We start from the raw sequence: 18045 nt of genomic DNA, 5'->3' as shown, positions 1-18045 counted from the left end.
AATAATTAACGTGTTAACGTTTTAATTTTCTAATGGAATCAGTAAATGTTATTGTCTACTCCAAAAGTAGGGACTTTATTCCGTTTAAACTAATTACAATTTGTATTCTTTTCATGATTTCTGTAATTTAAATTTGATGTAAAGGTATCCATTATAATAAAGGTATCCAATTGATTAATTAAATGTTTGGGTAGTTATAAAAACCTGAAACTTTATGAATTGCCGATAGATAAGCATCAGTTCGTTCGAAAAGCTGAGTTATTAAATTTGGATTATCTTTATTTCCTTGTGTTATATCAGAATACCCAAATTCTTTTTGCTTAGAAATAAAAGGATAAAGAGTCATTAAATTATTTGACAACATCGATATAACCCCATCAGCTGTATCTGTATCTTTAAATTCGTAATCAAGAATTTTTTGAAAGAACTTTTTGTAAACCACGATAAACTGTGTACACCAAAACCAATCAACCCAGTATCTGTTTTTTGCAACCGGTACTGCATATCCAAATCCGCCAATACCTCCTGAGAGTATGTCAGCACCCTGCTCATGAGCATAAACTATATTCTCAAAAAGATATTCTTGAGAGTAATTTTCAGTAAAATAATGATCATCTTCACAAATCAGAATGACATCGTTCTCTTGTTCAACTGCAAACTCAATAACTTTAACTATACTATTCCACAGTCCTACAGCACCAATTGAATGAGTACATGCATCAACAAAAGTAACTCCAAATTCAGGTTTTCCTTCAAATTCACTTACTATATGCTCTTTGCGTTCAGCTCGCTCCTTCAGGTTTATAATATATGTAGGAATATAATATTCCATGGTGCTTTCTTTTTTCATAAAATTCTTTTTATTACTTTTCAATTTATCATGTTTCGCTTCAATATTTTCCCATCCTCAGTCATTCCCTCAACAACAATCGTCTGCCCTTTATCAGAATCAGAGGTATAAAATTCAAAATAACCTTTGCCTTGGTTGTCTAATTCAACATTTGGGTTCCAGTATATGGTTATACGTTCATCTGGAATTCCACTTTCAACCTTTGCCGGGGTATCATAAGCAGGTGAGTAAAACTCCCTGGTTACCTGATACCCTAACGGAGTGATAAATGAAATATTCTCTGTCTCAACAGGGATATACATTTCATCTATACCTTTCGTAGTAATTAAAATTGCACCTCCCTTTCCTTTAGGTCCAAGTACAAAAGACAATGGTTCATGCATCACCTCAATAGAACTTACATTTTGAGGCATTATACTGTTAAGATGCTGAGATAAAGTTTCCACTCCATCTACAATTATAAGAGGTACAGGCACACTCGTAGAACTGTTGTCAAAATACCTTGAAATATAAACCTGATCACCCCTTATCCCCAAACCGGGAGTCAACATAAACAGTTCAAGCATACTTGACGGACGCAACACATCAATTTCTTTAGCTGTCACTTTCTTTGAGAACTCACTTCTTGCCCAGTGTGTGGATTTACTCTCTGTCTGCTTCTTTCGGGCAGTTACAACAACTTCCTGAAGCTGATAATGACGCATCCCTGCCACAAGATTGCTCCTCTGGTTTATTGATCTAAAAAAATCCTGCTCAGGTTCTGTTAATTCTTTTGATTCATTTAATCTGCCAAAAGGGATAAAGCTGCTCTCAGGTGCCTGCATATCTGCAACTTCTATCTTAACTCCCGCACCTCCCTTGGGGGTATTACCCTGAACAATAAAACGAGTGCTGTCAGGAAATGAGAGATTCCTGAAAACAAATCTGCCGTTAGCATCTGTCAGTGTTTCTGCCGTCTGGGCATGATCCATTGCAAAAAGGGTAACAGGATAATCCTCTGCACCCCTACTCCTTCCAACCCCTCTGTATACGATACCCGCAATTTCCTGATTAACCTCCATGCCATGAGTGGGGAACTCATACTCACGTTTTAGAATCTTTCTTACATCATATCGCCTCCAACCCTGCGTCATCATCAGGATATCCAGATTACGCTGATTCTCAACCCTTGAAGTGAAATAGTCGGCTGGCGACTCGATATACCCCTGAAGGTCTGAGGTTAAAAGCAGAGTAGAAAGAATATTTACCGAATGATCGTATGTTACAATCTCATTATCAGTAACTGAAACGGAGAAACTGCCACTTAGCGGCAGACCAGATGCATCACTTGCAGTTACGGTTACACCCACACGCTCTCTGGGACCAAAACTGCTCTTGTCTGTCATAATCTCGGTTGTTGTTACATCAAGCTCATTAATATTAAATACCAGTCTTTCACTAACCGGATTAAGCTCTTCATCCAAAAGCATTATATGCAATACACCTGAGGGCAGATTATTGCCGGGGAGACCGACAATCGCTCTTTCACTTTCCCACGGCTCGCTATAAATAACCTCGCCTCTGCAATGCAGAAGCAGGTATTGCTTTTCAGGCATGATATAGCCCTCAGGCTTATTTACCGAAATCAGCAGGTTATTATTTCTCCAGTCTGCTCTGAGTGATGGTTTCCCATCTTCTACTGCAGGCAACTGAACTCTTTTCTCCAACCCATCAGAATTGCTGCAAACAGCATAAAGAGGCTCCATGCTGCTGATATTCATGGTAATGATACCCATGCCAAGATGAGTTGAGCGGAATGTATTTAATGTATCACCCGATGCATTTACAATAATACCTGTTATATCCTCACCCAGTCCCTCACTGTTAAGAGCCTTAAAAGCTATCTTATTGGTTGTACCAAATAACAGGTTACCCCCTTCAGGAAAGAAAGATATATTGTAGTCAGACTTATTGTCCTTAATCTCGATAAACTCTTTTTGTATTTGTCCGTTTATAAGATACTCAACCAGTATGCTCTTCTTATGAATCTCTTCAGGTCTAAGGCGAAAGCTTACTGTTTCATCATCACCCATTTTTATACTGTTCCTGTTCTCTTCATTAACGTACAGATAAAACTCTTGGGGAATTAATGTATTGGATGATTCCTTATCAAAGAATCTTAATCTGACGCTTATGTCATCTCTATTCTCTCCTATCAGAAACTCAGGTTCGATGCCATACTTAACAGACATATAATTACCTATGCGGATATTTCTTTTAAAGAAATAGCTCTCACTTAAGTTTGTCATGTATGAAGTATAAAACCTGAGCTGATAATTTCCTGATGGCAGATCTTCATTAAGATGCATATACCCTGCAAACACGTTGTCCTGTTTTTTCACCTTCACACGTTTTGCAACTTCACCAGCAGGATTAATCAGCTCTGCATAAACAAAGTTGCTCTCCGGATCCGGAATATGGTTTTGTGCATTTACTAAATATGCCCTGAACCAGATGGTATCATTTATAAGATAGTCAGATCTGTCGATGTGCGCATATATTTTTTCTTGAGGAAAAATATAGCTCTGTGTGTAGAAGTAACTGCTTATTGAGTCAGCAGAGACAGTTTGTGACAAAGCGCCTGTAGAGATAAGCAGTAAAGCTATACAGATATTTATAAGGTTGATGATTCTCATTGTATAATATATATTTAATTTTTTGTCTAAAACAGTCGAATTATGAAACTTTCTAGTTTTAGGTGCAAATATAAAATCGCACTTTTGAAAGTTTCATAATTCGAAGACTTTAAATTATCAGAAAACATTTCAAACTACTGCACAAGTACAACCTACTAATCGTCCATCAGCATAGGTCAATGGAATACACTCTCGCTGATAAATATATACTGTACCTCCTTCATAAATCTCAATAGGTGAGCAAAACCCCTGACATTGACCCATTCCGTAATCTGCAGTGCAATTTGGATCATCTCCTACATATCCATAATTTAATCCAGCACCACCAACTACTTTTTTCATTTCATTTTCATTTAGAATTTTCCTAAAATCGTTTAGTTTCAATTTTTCTAACTTTTTCATTTTAACAAGATTTAAATACGTGTGTAATTTATAAATTAAACTAAAATTGATGGATACACACTTATCATCAAAATTAGTATTTATCTATATTTAATACTTATAGATCTAAAATTATACTATTCATTTTATCAATCATACTAAAGATTTGATATTTTGCTTCATAATAGTCTCTACTATTTTTAGACAAAAAAGAGCTATTGTCTATAGCAGAGACTATATTATCAGCAAGATCTTGCGTATTTAAACTTACTGAAGCATCTACTTCATTTAATCTAACTTTATATCCATTAACACCATTATCTATCATTTCAGATAATCCGGTTCCTGTTGTTCCAACAATAGGCAATCCAAACATCATCATTTCGATACCGACATAGCTGCACTGTTCCACAAATGAAGGTAGAACTCCAATATCAGAGATTTGGTAAAGCTCTTTAATTATAGCCCTGTTAAGATAACCGGTAAAAAATATTCTTGAACCATATTGAATAAACAAGTTATCTAATACATCACAATAACTTTTTCCAATAATCACTAACTTACTATTTGGAGCAAATTTTAAAACTCTCTCAAATGAAGTTATCAATTCTTTAACTCCTTTATTTATATCAATCCTTCCAACATATAATATGATTTTATCTGAAGAATTATAATAATATTTTTTCCTTAAAAGTCTTTTATATTTTTTCGACAACATCTCATATTCATCTGTCAATCCATTAACTACTAAACGTATAGAAGATGAAGGCACCTTATAGTCCTCAATTAATAATTTAAGTGAGTATTGCGAAAGACAAATAACTTTATCAACCATATTTAGTATCTTAACTTCTTTTTTAAATGACTCAAATATTTTTTTTTCAATGTCATTTTTCAGACTTGAAGGCTCTGAATTTATAATATTCTTAAAATAAGAGGTGTTACCTTTTATTGGGAACATCCAGTTCATAAAATGTACTGTAAAAATTATTTTATTATATGGATACTTTTCTTTAACCCATTCTATAATAGTTGAATGTTCAAAATAATTAAATTGAAAAATAGTATCCGAGTTTATTGTCCACATTGAATCTAATAATGTCAAAGTATTTAAATAGTATTTTTCTTTTCTAGAAGAATCTTGATAAGCGCTTAAGGGAATGTGGTATACTATAGATTCTTCTTCTTCTTCTACTTTTAAATCTGTTTCGTATGAAGAAAACTGAATCATTACTATTTTTAGATTACTATAGGTAGATATTTTTTTTAATTGAGAAATATATCTACCTATCCCATAATTATTTGCACCAAACGATTCATTAAAAATAAAAATACTTCTCATAGTATTACTAGTTTAGTGTTTTTCATTATTTTATTATTTCTGCCTAACCAATTTAACTCTTTGAACTCATCATTTTTATATATTCTTGAATCACTTAGCAAGTTTATCAGATCTTTATCATAATAATTCAGTTTATTTGATTTATAATAAGATAAATAGCTTTGAGCTAAAGTAATAATCTCAGATTCTGACTTTAAATCAATAATTTTTTCAGAACTTAATGATAGTCTTAAAAGATAATCAGCATCAAAAATATTATTATTGATATTATTAGACAATCTAATTAGTACATAATGTAAAATCCCTCCGAGGCCATTTAATATTCCTTTATCTTTTATCCTAACTACATCTCGCTCCATTATTTTTTCATCAATTTCAAGTAAAATTTGATTGATATCTCCACATATAAATTTATAATTATACAAATGCTGTAATCCCCAACCAATACCACAATAACCATCTTCCAAGTCAATTGTCAACATATCATGCATTTCATTATATACATCATCAATTAAATTTTCTGCAATATACTTGTAAGAATCCTCTGTAGAATATCGAGAATAATGAAATAAAAAAATCGCAATACCAATTTTCCCATTACACAAACCTAAATTTCTCCAAAAGCAACCATTTATAGCTAAATGATTCGCAGTTTCTATCAAACAATTATCTATCATTCTTATACTTTTATATTATTTCACTGCTTCTAAAACCATAGTTTCCATCAAATTAAACTCATGTGGAATTATGCTTGAGTGTCTCTCAATATTAACTAATTCACTAATATCACTCATCCCGACTTCTTTTTTTTCAACATTCTTAAACCCTATTACTTCAAGTATATGCTTCAAAGTTTCATAAGTGAATATAATTTGGTGTTCCCAAGCTCTATGAAAATTATTAATCACGTAAACATGATTAATCTCCGAATTACTAAATGGACTATTATGGATATTACTTATATACTTACTAAATGACCACTCAACATAATTTCTGTTTCTTTCATTGTCAGGATCTTGAAATAAATTATGCAAAAATGACATATCAGGCGTTGCAACCCTAATTCTACCACCTATTTTCAACACCCTATAACTCTCACTTAGTAAATTAACAGCTCCATTAAACTCTAAATGCTCAATTAAATGCTCAGAGAAAATAAATTGGAAAGTCTCATTTTTAAAAATAAATTTATCATTTGCATCTAAATAAATAACCTGATCTGTATTAAGTTCAATATCAGAGTTTAACCAATTTGGAAGAACATTAAAGCCACAACCAATCTGCAAATAATATTCAGAATTGTTTGAGAAATACTCTGTAATAGTTTTTTTATCCCTTTCTTTTATCCTACTTATTACAGAATCATAAAGCTTATTATTAAGCTTTGCATTTACAACCAGTGTATGAGCTATCAATTGTATTTTTATATTTTCTATAATATCCACTCCCATGTTTCAATATATTTTTTAAGTTGATGAGTATTCATTCTACATATCTTTATAAACTCATATAAGTTTTTCTTGTCTCTGTCATCATTGCCAAATGTTGAGTTTATCCCCCTTGGATGATATAAGTGAAACAATGGACCAGTAAGTCTTTCAACGGGTCCTTGTAATATTTCTATACGTTTAAACCGCTCTGCATCTTCAGGCCCCCACCCATAAAAATTTTCATTTTCTCCTCCGGCTTTTAGATACTTAAGCTTATTAACAATAAAAATTCCCCCTACAGAAGGACGCCCAATAACCGGAATTAATGCTTCGTCGTTATAATTATTAATATACGAATCAATATTTTTTCTTACACCCTTACTTTCATCCGGATTAAGATAAATTGCCCTCCCGTCGTATGGGACGACCATTGTGTTATTCTTTAACAATCTGATGCCTTTTATCAATTGAGATATTTGTATAAAAACATCTGCGTCCCAAACTGCAACTATTTCTGTATTAGACAAATATAAAAGTTCATTTCTGTATTTAGAATGGTGAAAAATCTGATCACAGTCATTTTTAAAATAATATTTGATCTTATTATTTGTGATTTTTGGAATAAACCTTTGTCTGTCATCAGCTTCCATTACAATTACTTCTGCTTGAGTATTATCTAAAATAAATGAAATTATTGTATCCAAGTTCTCATGTCTTTCCTTACTATCTATTCTCACAGGGATGACAATTGTAAGCTGTGAAGTTATATCCATAGTTTTAATATTTTTAATGAAGGTATTCCCAATAAATCATAATTATCCGTTATATCACAATTCAAATCAATCATCTTTTGCAGACATATAGAAGAAAGCTTTTCAACTTTATAGTTGAATATATTCAGTTTTTGTAAACGGGTAAGAAGAAAGTAGGCATCGTTATATTCCTGTTTATCTGTTATTTTCATTATCAACTCTTCAATCCAATCTATCAGATAAATTATATATTCCTTAAGTTTTAAATCAATCATAGTTTCATCATCAGCCATGCGGCTTTTTAGCCGATTATACAGATAGAAACCAATGCCACAAACGCCTTTGTCGAAACTAAAATCGCTAATGCAGCGAGAATCTATTATGTTCCTTGCTAAAAGATCTATATCCGACAAAATTACATCACTGTTCCCCTCTGCATAACCATTGCTGATAATATAATCAAACCCGCACCCAATTCCCAGTAAACCATTATCAAAATAATATGGGATTTCAATAGAAATCATCTCATGAACAGTACCAATAAATTCTGATGCTATATCTTTATATTTCTCATTGCCGGTAATTTCAGCTATATGTAAAAGATATATCGCAATACCCGTCTTACCATCCCATAACCCGATTTCCGTGGTTTTTTTCCCTTCTTCAATCAAACGGTCTGTATATCCATCTAAAAACCCTAAGTCATTATCCATCATACCCTCTGATTTCTAATCATTTTCTTAACTGGCATAAAGAGCCTCTCAATCAGTCGCAGGTCTTCTGTTATTATTTCCGCTACGCCCTGCATCTGCCTTGTTATTGGCAATGTTCTGTCATAGTTTGTTTTCATCCCTTCCGGGAAACCTACTTCAACAACATATAATCCATCATCAGTAGGCACACTCGATATACTTGCAACATTTCCGATAAGATAGCCAAACTCCTGATCAGGAAAGTTGTTGAGCCTTACATTAACACGCTGCCCTTCACTTACTTTTCCTGCGCCCTGAACGGGAAGCATTGCTTTGCCTCTTGGTATATCCTGTCCCGAAGGTAAAACTGTGAATACTGTTTCTCCTGCCGATACATTCTGGTTACTGCTCCATACTCCCATATGATTAACTAATCCGTTTACCGGGCTTACCATAAGATAGTCATGCTCCCATGATCTTATCTGAGCGTTTAATGCCTCTGTGGCATTGTGGAGCGCAAGCCGAAACCTGCTCTCAACCTCAGAGGCTTGCTGCTGTAAATCAAGCAGAGTCTCTTCTCCCTGCATCTGTTGAAGGTCTGATTGCTTTAATGAAGCATTAAAAGAGATGAAAGACTGCTTGCTCTGTAAAAAACTGCTCTTTGCCAACTCATATTCATTTTCTGAAATTACGTCCCTTGAGAAGAGTACTGAATCTCGTTTGAATATATTATTGGAGGTGTTGTATTGTTCTAGTATTACAGGCATTTGCTCTTTTAACTTGTTAATATACTCTTCTTGCACCAAAAGCTGCTCTTTCTGCGAAGCAATCTTTTTTGGGTAATAATCGAGTTCCGTATGATTAATATAGTCGTTAAGACTATTAAGAAAAGCGGCATATACCGATTGTATTGTACCAAGGCTTACTGAGCGTGAAGGGAACAGGCTCTTTACCTGATCAATATCAAAACCTGACATTTTCCAGAGTTCCATATTCATCAAAAGAGTAAGCATATCATCTGTATCAGCAGGGTTATTAATTACAGCCAATGGCTCACCTTTTCTTACCTCACTGCTGTTAACTACATAGATCTCATCAATCTTTCCCGCAGAGCGGGCAATAACACCGGCAGGGGGCTCTTGCGATGTCACCGTTATTTCAGCCTGAATAACATCAGGATATTTAAAGAACCAACTTCCGATCAATAGCATAGTTACAATCAAAAACAGCAATGTAATTCCGCTTCTCAATATCCATGGAGAGACCTTGTTCATTATCTCTTGTACTTCTTCACAGCGAAGCTCTATTGGTTTATATTTCTTATCCTCTTTTTCCATACTTTCAGACTAATTACCAAGTTCAAGCTGATTCTTTACCAGTTCATAATATTTGCCTCTTAGCCTTGTAAGTTCTTCATGAGTACCCTCCTCAGCCACTTTACCTTCGTCAAGAACAACAATCTTGTCGGCATCTCTTACAGTGCTCAGCCTGTGCGCAACCACTATAACTGTTCGTCCCTTATAAAACTCATGCAGGTGCTTCATTATCTCCTTCTCGTTATTTGCATCAAGTGCATTTGTCGCTTCATCAAGGAATATAAATTCAGGATTCTTATAAACAGCACGTGCAATCAGCATTCGCTGGCGCTGTCCCTGACTTATGCCGTTTCCTTCCATTCCTATCTTAGTATTGTAGCCCATAGGAAGTGAATCAATAAAATCACGTATATTGGCAACGGTAACTGCATGTCTCAGCTTCTCTATGTCCGGGTGATCATCGCCAACGCCAATATTCTGTGCAATAGATTCCGAGAATATAAACCCATCCTGCATCACAGAACCTGTTTTGCTGCGCCATAAATGAGGGTTTATTATATTCAATGGCGTTTCTCCAACCTTTATTGTTCCTTTATTGGGCTCGTAAAATCCCAGAAGCAGTTTTATAAGTGTGGTCTTACCACTGCCACTGGCCCCAACTACGGCAGTAACTTTTTGGTGTGGAACAACAAGGTTGATGTTGTTAAGCACATAATCCCTGTCGGCACCATCATAGCTGAAAGAGAGGTTTTCTAAAGTTATATCTTTTCTTTCGGGTAGTACTGTCAGTTTATTATGAATAGTGTCCTCTTCATCCTCTTTACCATGAACCTCATTCAGACGTTCAAGACTTATCTTTGCATCCTGAAAGGAGCGTGCAAATCCGATAAACTGCTCAACAGGGGCAGAGAGCTGACCAATTATGTATGTTAACGCCATCATCATACCAAGAGTCATTTGCCCCTCGACGACAGCTTTAGCGGCTATAAACGAAACAATTATATTGGTAGTCTGGCTAAAGAATACAGATCCCACTTGCTGTATCTGTTCAAGTGCCATACCCTTAATACTTATCTTGAACAGTTTTACCTGAATGCGCTCCCACTGCCAACGCTTTTGTTTCTCGCAATTATTAAGTTTAATCTCCTGCATTCCGGTGATAAGCTGGATGATATTACTCTGCTCACCTGCAGATTGTGCAAATCGCCTGTGATCAAGCTCACGGCGATATTTCATAAAGAGCAGAATCCATATTACATACAGGGTATTACCAACAAGAAATATCCCAAGTATAATAAGATTGTAATAGGCTAATACAAATGCAAAAATAAAGAAGTTCACGAAAGAGAAAAGAGTACTTATGGAACTTCCTGTAAGAAATGATTCAATACGACCGTGATCGCCTATACGCTGCATAATATCACCGGTCATTTTTGTGTCAAAATACCGTAAAGGTAATTTCATAAGCTTTGCCAAGAAATCAGAGATAAGTGCTATATTTATCCTGGTGTTCATGTGAAGCATTATCCAGCTTCTAATGAATTCAACTGAGAGGCGTGCTACAAATATTACTAATTGTGCAATTAGAATTAAGGTTATAAAACTCAGGTTACCGTCCCGGATACCGATATCCACTAAAGATTGTGTAAGAAATGGAAAGATAAGTTGCAAGATACTTATCACCAGCATTCCAAGAATAAGCTGGACAAGCTGGCTTTTATAAGGAGTCAGGTACCTGAGAAAGTACCTGAGGCTTCTGTTACTATTCTCTTTTTCATCATCACGATCGAGAAACTCTGGACCTGGTTGCAAAAGCAGTACTGCTCCCTTATCCTCATTCTCCTTTTTGGTACTGAGCCAGCACTTTTTAAAATCAGCCTCATTATATTTTACCAGGCCAAGTGCAGGGTCTGCCACATAAATACGATACCCCTTTTTCTTGTCCTTCCTGATATCATAAACCACCGCAAAGTGGTTCTGTTTCCAGTGCACAATACATGGCAGGAGAGCTTCCTTCACCAGCTGATCAAATGAAATCATAACACCGCTAGTCCTAAAGCCTATATATTCTGCTGCATCACTTATGCCCAGCATCGAGACCCCTTCACGTGTAATGAATGATTGCTGCCTTAGTGTTTCAAGACTGTAGAACTTCCCGTAATGCCTCGAAATCATGCGAAGGCAGGTGGGGCCACAATCCATGGCATCGAGTTGTAGATAGGACGTAAAGTTCTTTTGCATATGAGCTTTAATTCTTTATCTCTGTTTGAGAGTTTTCAAAATTATCTTTTGATTTCTTCTTTCAATCAATAAGATTTTTCACTAAAACCTGATAATAACCACCAAAATGTTTATCTACAATCTTTTTTAGGATGAATTTTCCGTATTCCTCCTTTGTAGTTATTGCAAAGTACAAATATGTATTCCCGATTTTTTTATGAGATAAATAAGCTTTAACTTCTAATTTTCTAACAAAAGTCGACAATGTATTATAATGAGACTTAGGGTCAAGATATTTTTTTCTTAATTGATATACAAATAACTCACTTTCTCTCCAAAAATAATTAATAATTGCCTCTTCCTTTTCAGTCAATTTCTGCATAATTTTATCTATATAAAATCTATTTACAATATTTCATTTGGTACTCAGGATGTTGTCAGTATCAATTTGTTAGATTATAAATCATTTATATATTTCTATTTAAGTATAAGTAATCGTTTTACTTGAGGGCTAAGATAATTTATTGTTATATTTACCCAATCCATTAAAATATGATACTACAAACTTTGTATTGTTTTTATAATAAAAGCAGATTGGTTGTAAGTGGACACTATAAAAGAAAATCCTTCTATAATATTTTTTAATTATCGTTTTAAATTATAACTAGGTTTTGAGTTGTTATAAAATTAGTTTTACTCCCGATCTAAATAAATCATATTGTTCCCTATAAGAAATTTTAATCTTTTTGTTATTAATGACCTGATGGGAATTTCATCATTATCAACCCTAACAAATAGTTCGGACATTTTCTCTTCTAATTTGATAAATGTAATTGGCGTTGCTTCTTCATACAATATTGAAATTATATTAATAGAGACAGCATCTAACTCCGCTGTTATATAACCATCATAAAATAATTGAGGTATACATGCAATTGTTTTTTGTTTTTTTTCTTCACGCAAAATTTCATATGGGTTGAAATCATTTACGTCGAAAGCAGTTTCAATAATTTCAATATATGGGTTAAGAAAAAGGATACAGGAAAGATTATTATTCTGAATTTCAATTATAAAAGGATTTGATTGAATCACCATTTTTTCAATACTACATATCTCATCACGGTAGATTCGTGAAAATTTACGGGTCAAAAAATAGTACAGCTTTTTTTCATACTTGTATACTTCGTTGAGTACCTGGTTGTTTTTTTCTTTTACAAACAGTTCAATACTTTTATTGCTATTGGTGTTAACTCCCGGATATAGTTTATCGATCAATGATTTTGTTCTGGAAAAATTGAATCTACTTTTTGACTTGAATTGACCATTATTTTGTCCTCTTGATTTTTCGTGGGGCTTAAAATAAGTATGAAGAGGTTGCTGAAAAAGGGATATTACTTTTTCGAAGTAATCAGGGTATTCATTGAAGAATCTTCTTACCAATTGGTTACAAACAAATTCATTCCTTTTTAATGGTCCTATTAAATGTAAGTATCTCATATTAGGAATGAGTAAAAAATCAGCAAATCCCTCTATACCGTATCCATTATCATTGTACCTCTTATCAAAAAAACACTGAACTTCAGTATTATAGGCTTTCGAGACAGAATAAAACATCAGTTGTTCAAAAATCATATTGAAGTTGCCATTTGATTGGCAAGTATGATTCTGGTCTATAAATTTTAATGCTTCACTGGCATATTTCTGCAACAATTCAATATCTTTCCCTCCCAAAATTCCGGCATTATAAGATTTGGGATACTTTGAAGATAGATTTTTTTTAAAAAAATTCGGTGTGTATCTGATCCTCTTCTTCATTGGACTGAATAAGTCATTATAGTAACTCGTACTCACTTCTAAATTTTGGGCAAGCAAATCTGCGTTCTCCAGATTATCATTGAATCTATCGAAAATAAAAACATCGCCATCTACATGAATGAAAGGTTCAAGCTGTTTTTGATATGTCAGTATTTTGGGGAGTGCCCACATCGATGGATTATATCTTAGATCATCGTATTCTTCATGATATGTAGTATATGGAAGGTTCAAAGCGTTAATTAATATTTTTATTCCCTGGGAATCCGTGTATAACTGTACGTTTGGATAGAATTCCCTTAATTTTAAACAGCTGTATGTCCACGCCATTAAATGATGTTGGGGAGAAAGCCAACCAAAAGAATCTTCTAACAAATTTTTATGACCGGACCAAAGTGTCTGACAAACTTTCATGTTATTTAATTTTTATTATATATATAATTAATTACTCTCTCTGGTTTTTCAATATTTTTTTTTAAATCCCTCCATTAATCTCAGGTCCTTAGAAACGATATTAGCTATACCTTGCATCTGTCGGTTGACAGGAAGTTTCAAGGTCGTAATTGGTCTCCGTTACTCCTGGGAAATCCACTTCTACCACCTAAAGCCATCCTTTCGTGGTAATGTTAGAAATTTTTCTCACCTTGCCTATTAGTAAACTGAATTCGTGGTGGGAAAGTAATTGATAGAGACATTTAAGCGTTTTTCTTCTGCTACTTTCCCTGCACCTTGTACCAGGAGTATTGCATTGCCTTTAGGCTTCTCCTGGCCTGATGGATTAACCGTGAAGATCGCTTCTCCCGTCGTCACATTGAGAATCTGAAGTAATAACCAGAAAATCTGGTCTAGTCCCAGCATCGTTTCGACTACTTTATGCTGTGTCCCTCGAAAAAGCATTTAAACATATCCAAATTAATTCCATATTATTTTATTTTACAATATCTTAAACCTCACCCTCAACAACACTTCCACCGGACGCAGCCTATATTCGGAGTAATGGCTACTGATGTCGCTGTAAGAATAAGTTACGAATCGTCTCGTATTTAAAAAATTAGTCCAGTCGAGCATTAAATCTACACCTTTCATCTTGTATTTCGCTCCTACGTTCCCGAACCAAGATGAACGGGTAGACGATTCGATCCTATTATTGTAGTAGTGGTTAAGCGACAGGGTTAACGACAATCCATTGACAGGTATCAACGTAGCAGCAATATCCTGTGTAAAATAATTTACCGGTTTCATATGGGTCTCCCTGATCATCGTGCGGATGTGGCTATATGATGCGCTATATTTCACGATCATAAAGCGTCCGATATCGGTAGTGATACGAGGGGAAAGGCTATAGTTGTCAGAATTGTACGCTGAAACAACACCTTGATGCAAAGCTACGGATTGGCCTCGATCGTAACCGGCACTGAGTCTTACTTCAGAGCTGATCGCATCAATACTTTTACCTATGGAGTAATCTGCTCCGTAGTGATGGGAGATATGCGGATGGAGAACACCTATACTGCTACTTAGGATACCGTTATACTCCATATCATACAGAATATTCCGCCACGTATTGTTGTAGTACAGGCGCAGTGCAGTGAAGAGGGTCGTGAATGGATTTTTGTAATTAAAATTAACATAGGCAGATGTACGGTTGTTTTTCAATAAGAGCCCGTTACTTCGTTCCATACTGCGATAGTTATTCAGGATATAGCCTCTATAGTCCTCATTTACTGTGCCTATATTATTAGAAAAGGATAGGCTTGAGTATATATTCAATCTTGAAGTAATGGGGTACTGCAGGTTGAGATTTGGTGTCAAAAGTAAATATCCTTTGTTTTGTTTTACCTCTCTCACTTTGTCATCCCTGATAAGGAACAACCAATTCACAGGAAAGTAAAAACCCAGATATAAACCGGATGGGATTCTATAGCTCAGTGACGGAGAGAAGTTGAGTTTCGCTTCGATGCGTTCGATGCTATTCCTCACGCTATCAGCCGTGACAGGCAGATGTGCGGCACCCGAAAGCAAATTAGATCCCATAGCATAATGTGAGAAAGAACCTCCGGTAGAATGCCCAAAACTGAGCCGTTTAATATCTCTGTGTTCCGAAAATGAAGCGGAGGCATTGAAACGATCGAATGAAAGTTCCTGCCGTATAAGTGAGTCTGGATTCTTTAACGCTTCAAACAAGACTGGCGAGACCTCCAGATAATGGTTCTGCGAGGTATATGCAATGTTTGCCTTTATCTGTCGTCTCCGGCTATCGTTCCGGCGCAGGTAATCGAAATCGTTTTCGATATGAAATGATGGTAGTGTCAGAAATTGCGATACCGGTTCACTTCCATCTATAGCACCGTTATGTGCATTCCATGAGGAACTTATATTAAGTGTATTATCAAGGAAATAATCATCGGTATTGCCTTTGAGGTTGATCGATCCCTCTAGTTCCCGTTTCAGTAGTCGGGCATCCATCTTCTCCTCAATACGCAACGTATCGTATAGGGTCAGGAAAAGATCCTGCCTTGAGAAACTATTGCTTTTCTGCTTGTCGTGGAGAAAATTGACGTTGGTTGTCAGCGTCAGCTCTTTCTTGAGTGACCTCAGATCATTCATCGATACCATATGAGCATCGTTGAAAAGATATCGCTGTTCAATGATGGAAGGAGGGGCAGGGGCAATCACCGATAAGAGGTTGGAGGCCCTGTTTCTGTAATGATCGTAATAGGAAGTCAGTTCTTTGCTGATATCTCTTCCGGTATTGTCACCCTTATACACCAACATATTCTGTTGTGATCGGGTGAAGCGCATACCCACGGCCTCATTACTGAGCAAGATTAGAGGAAGCCCAGCCCCCAGTTGTGCCGTGGCAAAGAAAGCGCCCATGGCCGACTGTTTCAATTTCAGATTGATGGCAGCATTCTCTGGTATCTCCATCCCTTTTAGCGCCTTGATGGGCTGGTGATTTTCTAGTATCTGCACCGATGCCACTTTTGAAGCATCTACGTTTTGGGTAGCCAGGCCGTACTTGCCCTGTAGCAGGTCGAGCCCCTCAATATAGAATTTGCTGACCTCCTTGTTCTGATAGAGTATCTGTCCCGAAGAGAGTACCTGTACGCCAGGTAGTTTTTCCAGCACGTCACCGATGCTGCGGTCAGTCTCATTTAAGAAACTGGCCACGTCGTAATGAATGGTATCGCCAAACTGGCGGATCTTGGGTGCTTTTATGATAACCTCCCTTAACTCGGTCGTTTTTTCTTTAACGTAGAAATCGATCGAACCGATATCGCTCTTTATGTTTTTTGATTGATCTTCGATGGTCATTGCTGATACCGTCACCGTTAGCGAATCAGGTAGTTGGTTATGTTTGAAGGTGAATTTTCCCTCATCGTTTGTAATACCATAAGTCAGGATGGATGACGAGCCAATAGGGTGCAGGGTAACGATTGCGTTGAATACAGGTTTACCGCTGTCTTGAAAAAAGACACGGCCGTCAATCTCTTTTTGGGCAAATAATAAACAGGGAAATGACAATAATAAGAATGTAATAAATCGTAAATTGAAATTCATAAAGATGATATATTTAAACGCTATTTTGAATTTACCTACCATTATTGTTCTATTCTCCTAACTCTAATTGAGGATATTTGTATGGATTTTTATGCGGTATATAGACAAATGTTTGCTTGTTGTAATATCCTATATTTATATTTCTGTTCAGTTTTTCAAGCAAATTGTAATAATCTGTAAAGTTTTGACAATCTTCATATTTTCTATTTACAGGAGGGGTAATCTCTGCACCTTCAACTTGCTCTAAACCTATGGCTTCAAATTTCAGTATTTCATCATCTGTTCCTGCTTCAAGAATTAATCCGGGAAGTCCGAACAGTTTCCATGGACCATCATTAATGGGAATATCCAATGTAAAATATGCTGTATAATTTCTACCTCTGAATGTAGTTGTCGCTTTTTTCGCTGTGTAACCTAAAAGTTGTATCTCATCATCGCACATAGTCCATTGAGGTACAACTGTTTCTGACAATTTTAAAAATGTTTCCCCTTTTTTATTCGTTGTCACTACTTTACTCGAAGAACGGGTTTTAAAAATCACTGCCGTTTCTCCTTTTGATTCTTCGTCGGTTATCTTATAGTTGTCCGAATTAGCTAATATGCTCTGAATAAATTCTGGTGTTGGTTCAACAATAAACATAGTACTTTCCGACTTTATTTTCGAAGCGATTGAGTCTCTCCTGCTCTGAAGCCAATCATAGTATATTGATTGGTCCTGACTGATATCTAACGCCATAGTATCAATAATGACTACGGGTTGTTTCTCCTTTGTGGCTTGCAACGTTGACTTGTAGATAACCCTGAAAAGAGTTTTATCCAATTGAGAATTATCAGAGGGTTTATTTGTAGTTGCCATAGTAAAAAAAGGCAATAGTATAATGAGCGTAATAAGTGATGTTTGAATAAAGAGTCTTGCTTTCATTGCTTTTTCTAATTTTGTTTTAATTTAGGGTCGATTCCATTTTATTCTGAACTAACAATTTGGAAACAAATATAATTAAGTTTTTATTTGTT

General features: G+C 35.5%; 15 protein-coding genes. All 15 read right to left on the bottom strand.

The window, feature by feature from the left end; genetic code table 11:
• Positions 1–178 precede the first annotated feature (178 nt).
• Complete coding sequence (locus tag BN1354_RS02920) at positions 179–850, bottom strand: glycosyltransferase family 25 protein (protein WP_082331523.1); 672 nt, start codon at positions 848–850, stop codon at positions 179–181.
• A gap of 20 nt (positions 851–870) precedes the next feature.
• Positions 871–3525 (bottom strand): TonB-dependent receptor plug domain-containing protein, encoded by a 2655-nt coding sequence (locus BN1354_RS02915; protein ID WP_053826197.1) that lies wholly within the window; start codon positions 3523–3525, stop codon positions 871–873.
• Between the two features lie 129 nt (positions 3526–3654).
• Entirely contained in the window at positions 3655–3927 is a 273-nt protein-coding gene (locus BN1354_RS02910) for a TIGR04149 family rSAM-modified RiPP (RefSeq protein WP_053826196.1), read from the bottom strand.
• A gap of 97 nt (positions 3928–4024) precedes the next feature.
• Complete coding sequence (locus BN1354_RS02905) at positions 4025–5248, bottom strand: glycosyltransferase (RefSeq protein WP_053826195.1); 1224 nt, start codon at positions 5246–5248, stop codon at positions 4025–4027.
• Positions 5245–5925, bottom strand: a complete 681-nt coding sequence (locus tag BN1354_RS02900; RefSeq protein WP_053826194.1) for a lanthionine synthetase LanC family protein — start codon at positions 5923–5925, stop codon at positions 5245–5247. The genes BN1354_RS02905 and BN1354_RS02900 overlap by 4 nt, the downstream gene beginning before the upstream one ends.
• 15 nt (positions 5926–5940) lie before the next feature.
• Positions 5941–6699: a class I SAM-dependent methyltransferase gene (locus tag BN1354_RS02895; protein WP_053826193.1), complete on the bottom strand. Its 759-nt coding sequence runs from the start codon at positions 6697–6699 to the stop codon at positions 5941–5943.
• Positions 6681–7451, bottom strand: coding sequence for a galactosyltransferase-related protein (locus BN1354_RS02890; RefSeq protein ID WP_053826192.1), 771 nt, complete (start codon positions 7449–7451; stop codon positions 6681–6683). Before BN1354_RS02890 ends, BN1354_RS02895 begins: the two co-directional genes overlap by 19 nt.
• Entirely contained in the window at positions 7442–8146 is a 705-nt protein-coding gene (locus tag BN1354_RS02885) for a lanthionine synthetase LanC family protein (protein ID WP_053826191.1), read from the bottom strand. Before BN1354_RS02885 ends, BN1354_RS02890 begins: the two co-directional genes overlap by 10 nt.
• Entirely contained in the window at positions 8143–9459 is a 1317-nt protein-coding gene (locus BN1354_RS02880) for an HlyD family secretion protein (RefSeq protein ID WP_053826190.1), read from the bottom strand. The genes BN1354_RS02885 and BN1354_RS02880 overlap by 4 nt, the downstream gene beginning before the upstream one ends.
• Before the next feature lie 9 nt (positions 9460–9468).
• Positions 9469–11679: a peptidase domain-containing ABC transporter gene (locus tag BN1354_RS02875; protein ID WP_053826189.1), complete on the bottom strand. Its 2211-nt coding sequence runs from the start codon at positions 11677–11679 to the stop codon at positions 9469–9471.
• A gap of 61 nt (positions 11680–11740) precedes the next feature.
• Positions 11741–12040 carry a BlaI/MecI/CopY family transcriptional regulator gene (locus BN1354_RS02870; protein WP_053826188.1) on the bottom strand — a complete coding sequence of 100 codons (300 nt, stop codon included), beginning with the start codon at positions 12038–12040 and terminating at the stop codon, positions 11741–11743.
• Between the two features lie 311 nt (positions 12041–12351).
• A complete protein-coding gene (locus BN1354_RS02865) occupies positions 12352–13884 on the bottom strand; it encodes a DUF6734 family protein (protein WP_053826187.1) in 1533 nt (510 codons plus the stop codon).
• Between the two features lie 237 nt (positions 13885–14121).
• Complete coding sequence (locus tag BN1354_RS02860; protein ID WP_154904815.1) at positions 14122–14328, bottom strand: hypothetical protein; 207 nt, start codon at positions 14326–14328, stop codon at positions 14122–14124.
• 75 nt (positions 14329–14403) lie between these two features.
• Entirely contained in the window at positions 14404–16272 is a 1869-nt protein-coding gene (locus BN1354_RS02855) for a hypothetical protein (RefSeq protein WP_154904814.1), read from the bottom strand.
• Between the two features lie 808 nt (positions 16273–17080).
• The gene (locus BN1354_RS02850) at positions 17081–17953 is read right to left on the bottom strand and encodes a GLPGLI family protein (RefSeq protein WP_074010701.1); all 873 of its coding nucleotides are present in this window, start codon (positions 17951–17953) and stop codon (positions 17081–17083) included.
• Positions 17954–18045: the final 92 nt, after the last annotated feature.

Source organism: Lascolabacillus massiliensis (assembly GCF_001282625.1).
Taxonomy (GTDB): domain Bacteria; phylum Bacteroidota; class Bacteroidia; order Bacteroidales; family Dysgonomonadaceae; genus Proteiniphilum; species Proteiniphilum massiliensis.
The sequence above is the reverse complement of the archived record's forward strand: the minus strand, read 5'-3'. Positions and strand labels throughout refer to the sequence as shown.